Origin of the sequence: Roseibium sp. (assembly GCF_050301095.1) — a bacterium.
Classification (GTDB): domain Bacteria; phylum Pseudomonadota; class Alphaproteobacteria; order Rhizobiales; family Stappiaceae; genus Roseibium.
The window spans coordinates 1-15,942 of the sequence record NZ_JBNKYW010000009.1 but is presented as its reverse complement, the minus strand read 5'-3'; the positions used below and the strand labels follow the sequence as shown (position 1 = coordinate 15,942).

Below are 15,942 nucleotides of genomic sequence, written 5' to 3'. Positions count from 1 at the left end.
CGCCGGGCCGCGGAGATCAACAAGGCTTTGGAAAACGTACCGGAACTGCGCCCGCGTGTGCGCGCTGCTTTCCTGGTCAGTGACCGCCGCTGGGACCTGCAGCTTGAAAACGGCATTTCCATTCACCTGCCGGAAGAAAATATCGAGGCCGCGCTGACCGACCTGGTGGAAATGGACGAGGAAAACGGGCTTCTGTCTCGTGACATCGTGGCAATCGACATGCGTCTGGAGGACCGGGTTACCGTCCGTCTGTCGGACGAAACCGCCGAAGAACGCAAGGTAATGACCAACGGAAACAGCCGGTCGGGCAAGAAGGAGCGGCAGACATGAGCCGTTCCTCCAACCATCTTTACCTGCCCAAGATGCGCCCGCTGCCGAGCCGCCGCTCGGTTATCATGTCCGTGTTGGACGTGGGGTCGACGAAGGTCTGCTGCCTGATCGCCAAGCTGGTTCCGCAGGAAGACAAGGCGATCCTCTCCAGCCGGTCGCACAAGGTGGAAGTGCTGGGCTACGGTTATCAGCGCTCGCGCGGTATCAAGTCCGGCGTGGTTGTCGACATGGATGCGGCCGAACAGGCAATCCGTTTGGCCGTCGACAGCGCCGAACGCATGGCGGGCGTGACGGTCGAATCGCTGATTGCCAACATCAGCTGCGGCCGCCTGCAGAGCGAGATCTACGGCGCCAATGTTCCGCTGGCCGGAGATAGCGTATCGGAAGCCGATATCCAGCGCGTACTGTCCGCTGGCTCCAGCCACTCCGTCACGGAAGGCCGGGCAGTCACGCACGCCTTGCCGATTTCCTATTCGCTGGACGGCAGCCGGGGCATTCGCGATCCGCGCGGCATGATGGGTCACAAGCTCGGTGTCGACATGCAGGTCGTGACGGCGGAAATCCCGCCGGTGCGCAATCTGGAACTTTGCATCAACCGTGGTCACCTGCATGTGGAAACCATGGTGGCGACACCCTTTGCCAGCGGCCTGTCCACGATTGTCGACGATGAGGCCGAGCTCGGCGTTGCCTGCATCGACATGGGCGGCGGCACCACGACGCTGTCGGTCTTCGTCGACGGCAACATGGTTCATCTCGACGCGATCGCCGTCGGCGGCAACCATGTGACCACCGATATCGCACGCGCGTTCGCCACCCGTCTGCAGGACGCTGAACGGCTGAAAACCCTTTATGGCTCACCGCTGGCTTCCAGCTCCGACGACCGTGACCTGCTCACGGTGCCGCCGCTGGAAAGCGACAGCGATCTGCCCAACCAGATCCCGCGCTCGGCGCTGACCCGTGTCATCCGCCCGCGTGTGGAAGAAATCCTAGAACTCGTGAGAGATCGCCTGACCGCGTCCGGATTTGCCGGGCGGGTCGGCAAGCAGATTGTGCTGACGGGAGGCGCAAGTCAGCTCACGGGTCTTGGAGAAGTTGCGCGTCACATCCTGGGGCGCAACGTCCGTCTTGGCCGGCCGCTAGGCGTCGCCGGTCTTCCCGAGGCCGCCAAGGGTCCGGCTTTTGCCGCCGCCGTCGGTCTCTTGATTTATCCGCAGGTCGCCCAGATCGAACAGTTCGAGCACAAGAACAGACGATCGGGGTGGGGCGGGCAATCTGGTTATCTGGCCCGCGTTGGCCAGTGGATCAGGGAAAGCTTCTGACGACATGAGCCAAGAAGACGAAAACCAGGAATTGGAACTGCCGGTAGTGGCAGAGGAAGTTAGGGAAGAAGTGGGTTCTCCCGAAACGGGAGCACCTGTGGGTCGCGAGGAAAACATGACGATTAACCTGAAAATGCCCGACATTCAGGAGCTGAAGCCGAGGATTACGGTTTTCGGCGTCGGCGGCGCGGGCGGAAACGCCGTCAATAATATGATCACTGCGGGTCTCCAGGGCTGCGACTTCGTCGTTGCCAACACGGATGCCCAGGCCCTTGCCATGAACCAGTCCGACCGTCTCGTCCAGATGGGCGTCGCGGTGACGGAAGGTCTTGGCGCAGGTTCCCAGCCGGAAGTCGGCTCTGCCGCGGCTGAAGAAGTGATCGACGAGATCAACGACCATCTGTCCGGCTCGCACATGGTGTTCATCACCGCCGGCATGGGTGGCGGAACCGGCACCGGCGCTGCCCCGGTCATTGCCCGGGCGGCGCGCGAGCAGGGCATCCTGACCGTCGGTGTCGTGACCAAGCCGTTCCAGTTCGAAGGCGCCCGCCGGATGCGGATCGCTGAATCGGGCATCGAGGAACTGCAGCGCAATGTCGACACGCTGATTGTCATCCCGAACCAGAACCTGTTCCGGATCGCCAATGCACAGACCACCTTCGCCGATGCCTTCGCAATGGCCGACCAGGTGCTTTATTCCGGTGTTGCCTGCATCACCGACCTGATGGTCAAGGAAGGTCTCATCAACCTTGACTTCGCCGACGTCCGCTCCGTGATGCGCGGCATGGGCAAGGCCATGATGGGCACCGGCGAAGCCAGTGGAGAGAAGCGGGCCCAGCAGGCAGCGGAAGCTGCCATCGCAAACCCGCTGCTCGACGAATCCTCCATGAAGGGTGCCAGGGGCCTGCTCATCTCCATCACCGGCGGCAACGATCTGACGCTGTTCGAAGTGGACGAAGCGGCCACCCGGATCCGTGAGGAAGTGGATGCCGACGCCAACATCATCCTTGGCGCGACTTTCGACGAAACCCTTGACGGCCTGATCCGTGTTTCTGTTGTTGCCACCGGTATTGACAAGGAGGAAGGCCTTGCGGCCAACACCTTTCCGTCAGCAGCACAGCCTGTGAAACTGGAACAGCCGGCGGCCAGCCGCACGCCGGAAATCTCGACGGCAAGACCGGCCATTGCAGCAGAGAAGGCCAACGCGCAGGACGCCGCCGCAAAGGCCGTTGCCAACCTGGAGAAGGAACTGGCTCTGCCCGATCCCCAGCCGGTTGCCGTTGCCAGCGACCCGGACGTCGAGATCAAGCGGATCCAGCCTGCAAGCGGCGGCCTGAACGACAAGGGCCGGATGATCGACCTGGAAGACGATACGCCAGCTCCGGTGGTTGATGATACGCCGGTCAGCAAGCCTTATATTCCGCCGGTCGCCCAGGAACACAGCCCTGCGCCGCGCATGCCGCGCGTCGAGGATTTCCCGCCGATCGCTCAGCGTGAATTCCGGGCCCAGCAGTCTGCTCCGGCTCCGCAGCAGAGCCAGCCTCAGGCAACCGCTCCGCAGCAAAATGCGGAAACCGCTGCTCAGCCGGCCGCTCAGGTTCCGGATTATGCCGATCACGGTGAGGAAGACCGGCGTCCGATGGGGCTCCTGCGTCGGCTTGCCAGCGGTCTGGGTCGCCGGGAAGACGAAGAGGAATTCGAGACCGATGCTCCGGTCGCCCGCACGGCACCGCAGATGCAGCCTCAGCCGCAGGCCGCTCCGCGCGCACCTCAGCAGCGTTCCGCTCTCGGTGCTGCGGGTCAGCTGGACGGCACCGGCCGTGCCGCGCCGAAACCGGTCAGCGCCACCGACGACGAACAGTTGGAAATTCCGGCGTTCCTGCGCCGTCAGGCCAACTGATTTTCCAGCGATCCTCTTCCCTGATCGCAGCAGCCCGGAGCGAAAGCTCCGGGCTGTTTCCGTTACGGAAAAATTTCCCTTTTCAATTCAGTGCCTTGCTAGCCTGTGAATCGTTACAAAGCGTAATAAAGCTTTATTTCGCTCTGCAGCGTAACGCGACTATCTTCCCCTCAATTCGTGATCGTTAAAAGTTCGTAGGCTTTAGGGGGCAAAAGCCGGACTTTCAGGTCACAAACCGGAAGGGCTGGGTTTTATGACCACTTATGTTGACCGACAGACGACGCTTGCCGATCAGGTGACACTGACCGGGATCGGCGTTCATTCGGGTAAACCCGCGTCGATTACGCTGGTGCCTGCCGAAGCCGGGGTCGGCATCGTGTTCACGCGGACCGACCAGGACAGCGCTGAAGAAGTTCCCGCCCTATGGAACAAGGTTTCGGCAACCGCGCTCTGCACCGTGATCGGAGATCCTTCCTCTGACGGTATCGCGACGATCGAACATCTGATGGCAGCGCTCTCCGGCATGGGCGTCGACAACCTGATCGTCGAAATCGACGGTCCGGAGATGCCGATCATGGACGGCAGCAGCGCCGCCTTCGTCGAGGCGATTGAGCAGATCGGCCTGAAGCGCCTGGACCGTGGCCGCCGCTATCTCAAGGTGAAGAAGACCGTCCGGGTGGATAACGGCAATGCCTGGTGCGAACTGCATCCGCATGACACGACACGGTTCGACATCACCATCGATTTCGACACGCCGCTGATCGGCGAGCAGAAGTTCACTTCCGACATTACCCCGGACGTTTTCCGCGACGATCTCTCGCGTGCGCGCACTTTCGGTTACGTGAAGGATGTCGAGCAGCTCTGGAAAATGGGCTTCGCCCTCGGCTCATCCCTGGAGAATTCCGTCGCCATTTCCGAAGACAAGGTTCTCAATCCGGAAGGTACCCGATGGCCGGACGAGTTCGCCCGTCACAAGGCGCTTGACGCGGTCGGTGATCTGGCGCTGGCAGGCCTGCCGATTCTGGGGCTCTACCGTTCCTACAAGGGTGGTCACAAGATGAACCATGCCATCCTGGTCAAACTTTTCGAAGATCCGAGTGCCTTCGAGATTATCGAATCTCCGGCCTTCCGTCAGGTCGGGCAGGTCGACAAGGGCGGTCTCGCAGCTGCCGCGGCCTTCGGACCGGACGTTTCCTGAAAATTATGACCGGCCGCTTCCCTGAAGCGGCCATTTTCGTTTCAGCGGAATTCGGCATTATTTCTGCCGCTTGCCATAAATTTGCTCAAAAAAACCGTCAGATGGCCGATGAGGACGTGACGGGGACAGGCATCTTCCGCTAAACACTCCTGTCGATGAATTACGTGGCCGTCTCTGATTGTGGCCGAATGGGCCAATGCGGCTCGGGAGTATGGGCGTGAATGGAATGGACACTGGTTTCGGAAAACGCGGAACCAAGCGCATGAAGATCTTCCTGACGATGGCAATCCTGGCAGCCCCGCTCGCGCTTGGCGCCTGCAGCGGCAAGGATGATCTGGACGATCTGGCGTTGAACGATACGCCGGCCGAAGTCCTCTTCAACGAGGGGCTTGCCCTGCGTGCGCAGGGCAAGCTGCGCGACTCGACCCAGAAGTTCGAGGAACTCGACAAGCTCTATCCCTATTCCGAATATTCCAAGAAGTCGCTCGTCAACCTGGCGTTCCTGAACTATTCGCGCGGCAAATACAGTGAGGCCGTGAACGCGGCGAAACGGTTCGTGACGCTTTATCCGGGCGACGAGGATAGCGCCTATATGCTCTATATTGCCGGGCAGAGCTATTTCCGGCAGATGCCGGACATCACCCGGGACCAGGCAGTGACCCGCAAGTCGGCCGCCGCGTTCAACGAACTCATCCAGCGGTTCCCGGAATCTGAGTATGTGCCGGACGCGGAACAGAAGCTGAGAATCGTTAAGGATCAGCTCGGCGGCAAGGAAATGCAGGTCGGCCGCTACTATCTGAAGCGGCGCAATTACGTGGCCGGCATCAACCGTTTCAAGACGGTGGTGGTCGAATTCCAGACCACCCGCCACGTCGAGGAAGCGCTGTTCCGGCTGACGGAAGCCTATTACGCGCTCGGCGTGGTCAACGAGGCGCAGACGGCTGCGGCGGTGCTCGGTCACAACTATCCGGACAGTCAGTGGTACAAGGATGCCTATTCGCTTCTGAACAAGGGTGGTTATGAGCCGTCCGAAGACAGCGGAAGCTGGATCAGCCGGGCCTTCAAGAGTATCTGACGCGCAAACGATCAGGTTGCGCATTTGACCTCACAAATGAGGTGGAATGCCCAATCTGGCTCTTTCAAGACGTCTCGGTCCTCCTATATGGTGGGCCGCGCCGAACTTTAAGGAGCACGCCTTCATGCTGGTCGCGCTGTCTATCCGTGACATCGTTCTGATCGACCGTCTTGACCTTGAATTTGCAGCCGGAATGTCCGTTCTGACCGGGGAAACCGGTGCAGGCAAATCCATTCTGCTGGACTCCCTGTCGCTCGCCCTTGGCGCGCGCGGGGACGCCGATCTCGTCCGGCATGGCGAATCGCAGGGTCAGGTGACCGCCGTTTTCGACGTGGCAGGCCCCCACCCTGTCCGCGCCTTCCTGAAAGAAAACGATGTTGACGACGACGGCGACATCATCCTGCGGCGGATCCAGACCGCGGACGGGCGGACGCGCGCTTTCGTCAATGACCAGCCGGTGAGTGCGGGCCTGTTGCGGCAGGCGGGCAGCCTGCTGGTCGAGATCCACGGGCAGCATGACGACCGGGCGCTGGTCGATCCGGACAGCCACCGCACACTGATCGACGTCTTCGGCGGCCTGAGCGGTGACGCCGAAGCCGTCTCCAAGGCCTATGCCGCGTTCAAGGCGGCGGAAAAAGCCGTGAGCGATCACGAAAGGCGCATCGAGACCGCGCGCAAGGAAGCCGATTTCCTGAGAGCCTCGGTCGAGGAACTCTCCGTCCTGAAGCCGCAGGCCGGGGAAGAGAAAGATCTCGCCGCCCGCCGCACGGACATGATGGCGGTGGAAAAGATCGCCGGCGATCTGAATGAGGCGTTCGAGACGCTGAACGGCTCCGCCTCGCCGATTCCGGAGCTCGCCAGTCTGCTGAGGCGGCTGGAGCGCAAGGCGGACCAGGTGCCGAACCTGCTCGGTCAGCCGGTTCGCACACTCGCCGAAGCGCTCGATCTTCTCGAGGAAACACGCGGCGGGCTGGAAGGCGCGCTCCGGGAAACGGAATTCGACCCGCGCGAACTGGAATCTGTCGAGGAACGTCTCTTTGCGCTGAGGGCCGCGTCGCGCAAATACTCCGTGCCGGCAGACGAGCTGCAGACCCTTTGCGAGACCATGGCCGGTGACCTCGCCGATCTCGATGCGGGCGAAGACAAACTGGCGGCGCTGGTCGAGGCTGCGCAAAAGGCACGTACCGACTACGACAAGAAGGCGGCTTCACTCTCGGACAAACGCCGGAAGGCGGCAAATGCGCTGGAGAAGGCCGTCGCGACCGAATTACCGGATCTGAAGCTGGAACGGGCCCGGTTTATCGTCGACATCCAGAGTGATGCTGAAAACCGCAGCCGGTCAGGGATCGACCAGCTGGAATTCCATGTCCAGACGAACCCCGGCACACGGCCGGGACCTATGATGAAGGTTGCATCGGGGGGGGAGCTTTCCCGCTTCCTGCTTGCCCTGAAAGTGTGCCTGGCCGACAAGGGCTCGGCACCGACGCTTGTCTTCGATGAAATCGACACCGGGGTCGGCGGCGCGGTGGCCGAGGCGATCGGCGTGCGTCTGGCACGCCTTGCCGGCAACGTTCAGGTTCTGACCGTCACCCACGCGCCGCAAGTGGCTGCCCGGGCTGCCGGACACTTCCTGATAGCAAAGGAAGCCGCCAAGCCGGACCGGGTGGCAACGCGGGTGCAGCAGATCGACGAAGATCACCGCAGCGAGGAAATCGCACGGATGCTGGCGGGCAGCGTCATTACGGACGAGGCACGGGCGGCGGCCCGCAAGCTTCTGACAGCAGCGGAATAGAATGGATATGAGCGACAGCACCGAGATGGCGGACATCGACGTCGGCAATCTGACCCGGCAGGAGGCGCAGGCCGAGCTGCAACGGCTTGCCGCCGAGATCGCCGAACATGACCGGCGCTACCATCAGGAAGACGCCCCGGTCATTTCCGATGCGGACTACGACGCGTTGCGCCGACGCAATTCCGCGATCGAGGCACGGTTTCCGGATCTGGTGCTGGCGGACGGACCGTCCACGCAGGTCGGTGCAACCCCGGCATCCGGTTTCGGCAAGATTGCTCACCGGGTGCCGATGCTGTCGCTGGACAACGCCTTTGATGACGAGGATGTCCGCGATTTTGTCGGCCGCGTCCGGCGTTTTCTGAAATTCGATCCGCTGATGGGTGCGCTGGCGGTGACGGCGGAGCCGAAAATCGACGGCCTGTCCCTGTCGCTGCGCTATGAAGGCGGCAAGCTGGTCTATGCGGCAACGCGCGGCGACGGAACCACCGGAGAGAACGTCACGGCGAACGCGCGGACCATAAAGGATATTCCGGCCGAGCTTCAGGGCGACGTGCCGGAGGTGGTCGAGGTGCGCGGCGAAGTCTATATGGCGCATCAGGATTTTCAGGCCCTGAACGAGCGCATGGCGGCCATTGGCGGCAAGGTCTTCGCCAATCCGCGCAATGCGGCTGCCGGATCGCTGCGGCAGTTGAATTCCGAAATCACCGCCTCCCGCCCGCTGCGTTTTTTCGCCTATGCCTGGGGTGAGATGAGTGCGGTGCCGGAAGACACCCAGCTTGGCATGGTGAAGCATCTTGAAGCCTGGGGTTTTCAGGTCAATCCACTCATGCGGCGCTGTGAAACTGTTGAGGAACTGATCGACGTCTATCACGGCATCGAGGAAAACCGGGCACAGCTCGACTATGACATCGACGGTGTCGTCTACAAGGTCGACCGGCTGGACTTGCAGGAACGGTTGGGGTTTGTCTCCAGATCGCCGCGATGGGCGATTGCCCACAAGTTCCCGGCCGAACAGGCCTATACCATCCTCAATGATATCGAAATCCAGGTGGGCCGCACCGGTGCGCTGACGCCCGTCGCCAAACTGGAGCCGATAACCGTCGGCGGTGTCGTTGTCTCCAATGCGACGCTGCACAACGAGGACTACATCAAGGGCATCGGCCAGGACGGCGAGCCGATCCGCGGCGGCAAGGATCTGCGCATCGGCGATACGGTCAAGATCCAGCGTGCCGGTGATGTCATTCCGCAGATCGTCGATGTGGATCTGGACAAGCGCCCGGAAGGGGCGGAGCCATATGAATTCCCGACCGTCTGTCCTGCCTGCGGCAGCCATGCTGTGCGCGAGGAGAACGAGAAGACCGGCCGCATCGATGCGGTGCGCCGCTGTACTGGCGGCCTGATATGCCCGGCGCAGGCAACGGAAAAGCTGAAGCACTTCGTTTCCCGCAATGCCTTCGACATCGAGGGCTTCGGTGACAAGCAGGTCGATTCCTTCTACCAGGACGAACTGGTGAGGACCCCGGCGGAGATCTTCACGCTGGAAGCCCGCGACAGGGTCTCGCTCACCAAGCTGCGCAACCGGGAAGGCTGGGGGGCGGTGTCTGCGAAGAACCTCTTCGAGGCGATCAACGCCCGCCGGAACATCGATCTCCACCGTTTCATCTTCGCCCTCGGCATCCGCCATGTCGGCGAAGGCAACGCCAAGCTGCTGGCGCGGGCCTATGGTTCCTGGGAGGCCTTCTACGCGGCGATGAAGGCGGCGCACGACCCGTCCGGCGAGGCCTGGGCGGAACTCAACGACATCGACGGCATCGGCCATATCGTTGCCGAGGCACTGGTCGAGTTCTTCGCCGAACAGCACAACCTCGACCAGCTCGACGCGCTTCTGGAGGAGGTGACGCCGAAGGATGCTGAAAAGATCGACGCGTCGGGCTCTCCGGTGGCGGGCAAGACGGTGGTCTTCACCGGTTCCCTGGAGCGCATGACCCGGGACGAAGCCAAGGCCATGGCCGAACGCTTCGGTGCCAAGGTATCCGGTTCGGTTTCCAAGAAGACCGATCTTGTGGTAGCGGGGCCGGGGGCAGGGTCCAAGCTCAAGAAGGCGCAGGAACTGGAGATCGAGGTGATTTCCGAGGACGGCTGGTTCGATCTGGTTGGGGCTTGAGAAACCTTGCGTTCCTGCCAGGACAGGATACGCGGCCAGATCCCTCTCTTGTCCCCACCAAAACCGCTAATCCGGCCTCGCCAGCGCTGGTTTGTTGCTATATTGTTCTCCTGAAAGCTTTCGAATTACCAGACGAGTAAACCATGGCAGACCCGGACGGGTACGACGATCCCTTTGACGATCCCTTTCAGCCGGTGGGTACGCGCGCGCAAGCCGCGCCTGTGCCCGTGCGGCCCGAAGGCGGGATCGCGGCACGGGCCATGGCTGCTCGCAGGGCGCCGGACTACCTGACCGGTCTCAATCCGGAACAGCGCCTTGCCGTCGAAACCACCGAGGGCCCAGTTCTGGTGCTGGCAGGCGCAGGGACCGGCAAGACCAGGGTTCTGACCACAAGGATCGCGCATATCCTGGCGACGGGCCTTGCGCGGCCGAACGAAATCCTGGCGGTGACCTTCACCAACAAGGCCGCGCGCGAGATGAAGGAGCGCATTGCCACCTTCGTCGGCGGCAATGTGGAGGGCATGGCCTGGCTCGGCACGTTCCACTCCATTTGCGTCAAGATCCTGCGCAAGCATGCCGAACTGGTGGGTTTGAAATCCAGCTTCTCCATTCTGGACACAGATGACCAGATCCGACTGATCAAGCAGATCATCCAGGCGGAGGGCCTGGACGACAAGCGCTGGACCGCCAAGGCTTTCGCCGGCATTCTGGATGGCTGGAAAAACCGGGCACTTACGCCGGAACAGGTGTCGGAAGGCGAGGCACGTGCCTTCGCGAACGGAAAGGGCCGCAAGCTCTATCAGGAATATCAGGAGCGCCTGTCGATCCTGAATGCCGCCGATTTCGGCGACCTGCTGCTTCATGTCATCACGCTGTTCAAGACCCGGCCGGACGTCCTGAAGGAATACCAGCGCCGTTTCCGCTATATGCTGGTGGACGAATACCAGGACACCAATATCGCCCAGTATCTGTGGCTGCGTCTGCTCGCCCAGGGCAATCCCAACGTCTGCTGCGTGGGCGACGACGACCAGTCGATTTACGGCTGGCGCGGGGCCGAGGTCGACAACATCTTGCGCTTCGAGCACGACTTCAAGGGCGCGGAAGTGATCCGGCTGGAGCGGAACTACCGCTCGACCAGCCACATCCTGGCAGCCGCCTCGCATCTGATTTCCTTCAACGAGGGCCGGCTTGGCAAGACGCTCTTCACCGATTTCGACGAGCCCGACCATGATTTGGTCTCGGTCGCCTCTGTCTGGGATTCAGAAGAGGAAGCGCGCACGATCGGTGACGAGATCGAGGCGCTTCAGAGCAAGGGCCAATCGCTCAACGAAATGGCCGTGCTTGTCCGCGCGTCGTTTCAGATGCGCGAATTCGAAGACCGTTTCGTCACGCTTGGCCTCAATTACAGGGTCATCGGCGGGCCGCGTTTTTATGAGCGCATGGAAATCCGCGATGCCATGGCCTATTTCCGCTGCGTGGTGCAGCCGGCGGACGATCTTGCCTTCGAGCGGATCGTCAACACGCCGAAACGCGGCCTGGGCGATGCCACGCTCAAGCTCGTGCATGGTGTCGCGCGCGCGGAACGTATTCCGCTGATGCAGGCGGCCGCACAGCTCATCGATACGGAAGAGTTGAAGCCCAAGCCCCGCAACGCGCTGAAGACCGTGCTCGACAATTTCGAACGCTGGCGGCGTCAGCTGGACCACCTGAAACATACCGAGCTTGCCGAAATCATTCTGGACGAAAGCGGCTACACGGAAATGTGGCGGCAGGACCGGTCCGCCGAGGCACCCGGGCGTCTCGACAACCTGAAGGAACTCATCCGCTCGATGGACGAGTTCGAATCGATGACAGGATTCCTGGAGCATATCTCCCTGGTGATGGACCGGGACAGCGCCGATGCGCTGGATGCTGTTTCCATCATGACGCTGCATTCGGCCAAGGGGCTGGAGTTCGACACCGTGTTCCTGCCGGGCTGGGAAGAAGGGCTTTTCCCGCATCAGCGCGCTCTGGACGAAAGCGGCCGGGCAGGGCTGGAGGAAGAGCGGCGGCTCGCCTATGTCGGCATCACCCGTGCCAAGCGGCGCGCCAAGATCTATTTCGCGTCCAACCGGCGCATTCACGGGCTGTGGCAATCGACCGTGCCGTCCCGTTTTCTGGACGAACTGCCGCCCGATCACGTGGAGATCGGCGAGCCGTCCTCGAACTACGGCGGCTATGCGGGCGGTGGTTATGGCCCGTCGCGGTTCGACAGCCACGATCCTTTCGACAGCGGCAGCTATTCGACGCCAGGCTGGAAGCGGGCGCAGAAGGCACGGCAGTCCACGGGCGGCTTTTCGGAAGGCGGGCGCGGTTACCAGTCCGCCCGGCAAAAGCGCCAGGGACCGTTGACCATCGAGGGCGAGCTTGTCGCGAAGTCCGTCAGCGACACACCTTCAGCCTTTTCCCTTGGTGAACGGGTGTTTCACATCAAGTTCGGCTATGGCGCGATCAAGTCGATCGAGGGCAACAAGCTGACCATCGATTTCGAGAAAGCGGGCGTCAAGAAGGTCATCGACAGCTTCGTCGAACGCCATTGAGACCAGTCTGAAGCTAAAGATCCAGCTCCTCGGGCATGATCAGCATGCTCCGCTCCTTGAGGAACGGGTGAATGGCGAGCGCTTCCTTCAGGGCCTTCTGGCCGAGTTTGACCCTGCCTTGCGTCATGAAGATGATCGCGCGGCCCGAGAGGGCTCCGAAGTGGCGCGGTTCGAGGGCAAGGGTCCTTTCGATGTCTTCAAGACTGGCTTCGTAATTGCCCTGCAGGAACAGGATGAAGGCGCGCTGGTTCCAGCCTTCCGAATAGTCCGGCGCTTCAACGACAACCTGGTCGAGCAGTTCCTTTGCTCCCTTGAAGTCATAGGCGCCGCGCCGGCGCATGGCATCGTCCACCTTCTGGCGGATGTCCGCCGTCGGCGCTGCATCCAGCCAGGAATACCAGATGTCGTCTTCTATCTTCCGGGCTTCGGCTTCGTTTGGTGCGTTTTTCAGGGCTTCAAACAAGGTGTCCTGTTCAGTGGTGGCTCCGGCCGGTGCGGCAAGAAGTGACAGGCACAGAACAAGAAGTGCCGGAAGACGGAGCAAAGGTGCGGCAAAGCCGTCCGGGTTTGGGACCTTCATTGGTTTCTTCCTCTTGTGCGACCGGTCACAAAGGAAGCTTGTGGAACCTTTGCATGTGACCGTTGCTGTTATTTGCCCTAAGAAATGGAGCAGAGACACGGTTTGCCCAGTATCAAGGGACTGAATGGGCGTTTCGCGCTGGTGTGCTGGGCTGCGAACCGCTATACCGCTCGCCTTGAATCCAATCAGTCGAAGGCAAGAACGGACATGAAGACCATCCGGGTGAGGATCACGGCGGAAGAACTGGAAGCCAAGCGGATTTCGGACGTTCTGGAACGTGCCTTCGAAGACGATGGCAATCCGGTAACCGTTTACGAGGCTTCGCCGGACGGCAAGATCTGGGCCGCCGAAATCCTGCTGTTCGACGTCAACCCGGATGAGGCCGCCGGGATTGTGCGCGACAGGGTGGGGGCCGATGCCTTTGCCGCTCCGCTGGAAGCGGAAGAACTGCCGGACATCAACTGGGTGGAAAAGAGCCTGGAAGGACTGAAGCCGGTCCGGGCGGGACGCTTTGTCATTCACGGTGCCCACGACCGTGACAAGGTCGTGCCGGGAGCCATCGGCATCGAGATCGAAGCCGCGCTCGCATTCGGCACCGGCCACCATGGAACGACGGCCGGCTGCCTTGAGGAAATCGATCGCCTGCTGTCCATGCGCGAATACGAACGCATTCTGGATCTTGGAACGGGAACCGGTGTCCTGGCGATTGCCGCGGCGCTGAAATCCCGGCAACAGGTGCTGGCAACGGATATCGATCCGGTCGCGACCACGACGGCGCTTGAAAATGCCCGTCTCAACGGCGCGCGCCATCTTGTGCAGGGCTTTACCGCCAACGGCATGGAAGACAGGCGCTTCCAGCTCTACGGTCCCTTCGACCTTGTCATCGCAAACATTCTGGCCCGGCCCTTGATGAAGATGGCCAAATCCATCGGGGCGAACATGACCCGGACCGCGACGCTGGTCCTGTCGGGACTGCGTATCGAGGATGGTCCTCGCATCCTGTTTGCCTATGGATGCCAGGGGTTCATCCTCGACCGGCGCAGGGAAAAGGACGGCTGGCTGACGCTCACGCTGGTGCGCGGCCGGAAAATTGCTTGAGCTGCAGCAAGTCGGAAAAACGAAGGCAAGAACAAACAAAGAGCCTACCGGCTTCCCGGCAGGCTCTCTTGCAGTGCACAGTTCTTTTTTCTTAACGTCCCGCGCTCATTTCCGCTGCGGGACATCGTCCGTGTCCTGAGCCCTCAGAATGCGCTCGTGCTTGCGCCTTCGCGCTCAAGCTGCTTGCGGTCGTAGCCGTGTGCGGCCAGCGTCGCGTCGTCGAGCGAAAGAAGGTAACCGTTGACGTAGCGGCGCGCCTGGGCGGAGCGAGCTTCGATCATGCGGTCGAAGGCGCGGCGCATGAAGCTGTTGCCGCCGGTACGGGTCGAAGTGGTCGTTGCGATAGTCATCGTGATCAGTCCCATTTGAAGTGCAAGAGCTTCCCTAGGGAGAAACGTCTTTCTTGTTGTCTTGATACCTATATGCCGATTTCCACGCTGCACCGGTAGGCCTGCAAACGCATGACAGCCTTGCATGCTTCGCATATGCGAAAAGAAATGCTGCGCTGCGAATTTTGAGAAGTTTCTTTCGAGCAGCGAGCTGGAACCGGAATAATTATCCGGGTTGATCCGGACCCTTGGTCAAATTACCGTTCGGCCCATGTTTCAGACTTTCGACGATCTCAGCGATCCCTCCTGCGGGGCGCCGCATGCAGCGCTTCTCAGGGCCGAACTTGACCGCCGCGGCCTCGACGGCTTCCTCATTCCGCGCGCCGACGCCCACCAGGGCGAATATGTGCCCCCTCACGATTGCCGCCTGCAATGGCTGACGGGCTTTACCGGGTCCGCCGGTCTTGCCGCGGTGCTCGGCAAGGAAGCCGCAATCTTTGTCGATGGCCGGTATACGATCCAGGTGCGCGATCAGGTCGACATGGAAGTCTTTCCGGCTCGCCATCTCATCAACGAACCTGTTACCGATTGGCTGGCGGACCGGCTGAAACCCGGGCAGAAGCTCGGGATCGACGCCATGCTGCATACGGTTCGCGAAGTCCGTCGCCTGCGGGAGGTTTGTGAGGAAGCAGGTGCCGAACTGGTCGCGCTCCAGGACAATCCCGTCGACAGTATCTGGGAAGACCGCCCGGAACCTCCGGTCGGTCAAGTGACGCTTTACCCAGTAGAACTGGCCGGACGCGCGGCTGGGGACAAGATCGCGGAGATCCAGTCCGGTTTGAAGGGCAAGAAGGCAGATGCCTGTGTGCTGACTCAGCCGGATTCGATCGCCTGGCTTTTCAACATCCGGGGATCCGACGTCAATCACACGCCGCTGCCGCTTTCCTTCGCGACCGTGCCGTCGGAGGGCCGTCCGTCGCTCTATATCGACGGGCGCAAGCTTTCCAATTCCGTCCGCGATGCCCTGTCGGACCTGACGGGGCTTGAGGAGCCGTCCGAATTCACGGCCGGTCTGGCGGCACTTGGCAAAGCCGGGGCGAAGGTGATGATCGACCCGGCGCTTGCCGGGATCGGCATTGCCGAGGCCATCACAGGCGCCGGTGGCTCCCTGATCGAGGCGCAGGATCCCGTGCTGCTGCCCAAGGCCATCAAGAACGCGACCGAACTGAAGGGCGCCCGGGCGGCGCATCTTCGTGATGCGGCGGCCTTCGTCAATTTCCTGTGCTGGTTTGACGTAGAAGCGCCCAAGGGAGAACTGGACGAAATCGGCGCTGCGGAAAAGCTGGAAGAATTCCGCCGGGCGACCGGTGCCCTGAAGGATATTTCCTTCGACACGATCTCCGGTGCCGGGTCGAACGGGGCGATCTGCCACTATCGCGTCAGCCGCTCCAGCAATCTGAAGATTCCCGTCGGCAAGCCGTTCCTGATCGACTCCGGGGCCCAGTATGAGGACGGCACCACCGACATCACCCGCACCCTTGCAGTCGGGGAGGTAAGCGCGGAGATGAAGAAGCATTT

The 15,942-nt window shown here is 61.5% G+C and carries 13 protein-coding genes; 11 read left to right on the top strand and 2 right to left on the bottom strand.

The features are described 5' to 3' along the window. From ACQY7U_RS00495 to ACQY7U_RS00455, 9 genes are all read left to right on the top strand, one after another. On the top strand, positions 1-330 hold a 330-nt coding region (locus ACQY7U_RS00495; protein WP_428640909.1), incomplete at its 5' end, for a cell division protein FtsQ/DivIB. Continuing rightward, a complete protein-coding gene (gene ftsA / locus ACQY7U_RS00490; RefSeq protein WP_428640907.1) occupies positions 327-1,649 on the top strand; it encodes a cell division protein FtsA in 1,323 nt (440 codons plus the stop codon). The genes ACQY7U_RS00495 and ftsA, both read left to right, overlap by 4 nt. 115 nt (positions 1,650-1,764) lie before the next feature. Then, positions 1,765-3,549 (top strand): cell division protein FtsZ, encoded by a 1,785-nt coding sequence (gene ftsZ, locus ACQY7U_RS00485; protein WP_428640911.1) that lies wholly within the window; start codon positions 1,765-1,767, stop codon positions 3,547-3,549. A 253-nt stretch (positions 3,550-3,802) separates the two neighbouring features. Next, the gene (lpxC, locus tag ACQY7U_RS00480; RefSeq protein ID WP_428640906.1) at positions 3,803-4,747 is read left to right on the top strand and encodes a UDP-3-O-acyl-N-acetylglucosamine deacetylase; all 945 of its coding nucleotides are present in this window, start codon (positions 3,803-3,805) and stop codon (positions 4,745-4,747) included. A 5-nt stretch (positions 4,748-4,752) separates the two neighbouring features. Continuing rightward, entirely contained in the window at positions 4,753-4,890 is a 138-nt protein-coding gene (locus tag ACQY7U_RS00475) for a hypothetical protein (RefSeq protein WP_428640904.1), read from the top strand. An 83-nt stretch (positions 4,891-4,973) separates the two neighbouring features. Then, a complete protein-coding gene (locus ACQY7U_RS00470; protein WP_428640902.1) occupies positions 4,974-5,822 on the top strand; it encodes an outer membrane protein assembly factor BamD in 849 nt (282 codons plus the stop codon). A gap of 124 nt (positions 5,823-5,946) precedes the next feature. Then, positions 5,947-7,614, top strand: a complete 1,668-nt coding sequence (gene recN, locus ACQY7U_RS00465; protein WP_428640900.1) for a DNA repair protein RecN — start codon at positions 5,947-5,949, stop codon at positions 7,612-7,614. A 7-nt stretch (positions 7,615-7,621) separates the two neighbouring features. Continuing rightward, positions 7,622-9,778, top strand: coding sequence for an NAD-dependent DNA ligase LigA (gene ligA / locus ACQY7U_RS00460; RefSeq protein WP_428640899.1), 2,157 nt, complete (start codon positions 7,622-7,624; stop codon positions 9,776-9,778). A gap of 143 nt (positions 9,779-9,921) precedes the next feature. Further along, a complete protein-coding gene (locus ACQY7U_RS00455) occupies positions 9,922-12,357 on the top strand; it encodes an ATP-dependent helicase (protein WP_428640897.1) in 2,436 nt (811 codons plus the stop codon). Between the two features lie 13 nt (positions 12,358-12,370). Here the strand turns inward: ACQY7U_RS00455 and ACQY7U_RS00450 are convergent, their stop codons facing one another. Further along, positions 12,371-12,937, bottom strand: coding sequence for a tetratricopeptide repeat protein (locus ACQY7U_RS00450; RefSeq protein WP_428640895.1), 567 nt, complete (start codon positions 12,935-12,937; stop codon positions 12,371-12,373). Between the two features lie 102 nt (positions 12,938-13,039). Here ACQY7U_RS00450 and ACQY7U_RS00445 point away from each other — a divergent pair, with 102 nt between their 5' ends. Next, the gene (locus tag ACQY7U_RS00445) at positions 13,040-14,035 is read left to right on the top strand and encodes a 50S ribosomal protein L11 methyltransferase (protein WP_428640894.1); all 996 of its coding nucleotides are present in this window, start codon (positions 13,040-13,042) and stop codon (positions 14,033-14,035) included. 143 nt (positions 14,036-14,178) lie between these two features. Here ACQY7U_RS00445 and ACQY7U_RS00440 read toward each other — a convergent pair whose 3' ends face one another. Further along, positions 14,179-14,385, bottom strand: a complete 207-nt coding sequence (locus tag ACQY7U_RS00440) for a hypothetical protein (RefSeq protein WP_428640892.1) — start codon at positions 14,383-14,385, stop codon at positions 14,179-14,181. A gap of 250 nt (positions 14,386-14,635) precedes the next feature. On the opposite strand from ACQY7U_RS00440, the gene ACQY7U_RS00435 reads away from it, so the two are divergent. Then, the coding region (locus tag ACQY7U_RS00435; RefSeq protein ID WP_428640891.1) for an aminopeptidase P family N-terminal domain-containing protein at positions 14,636-15,942 on the top strand (1,307 nt) is incomplete at its 3' end.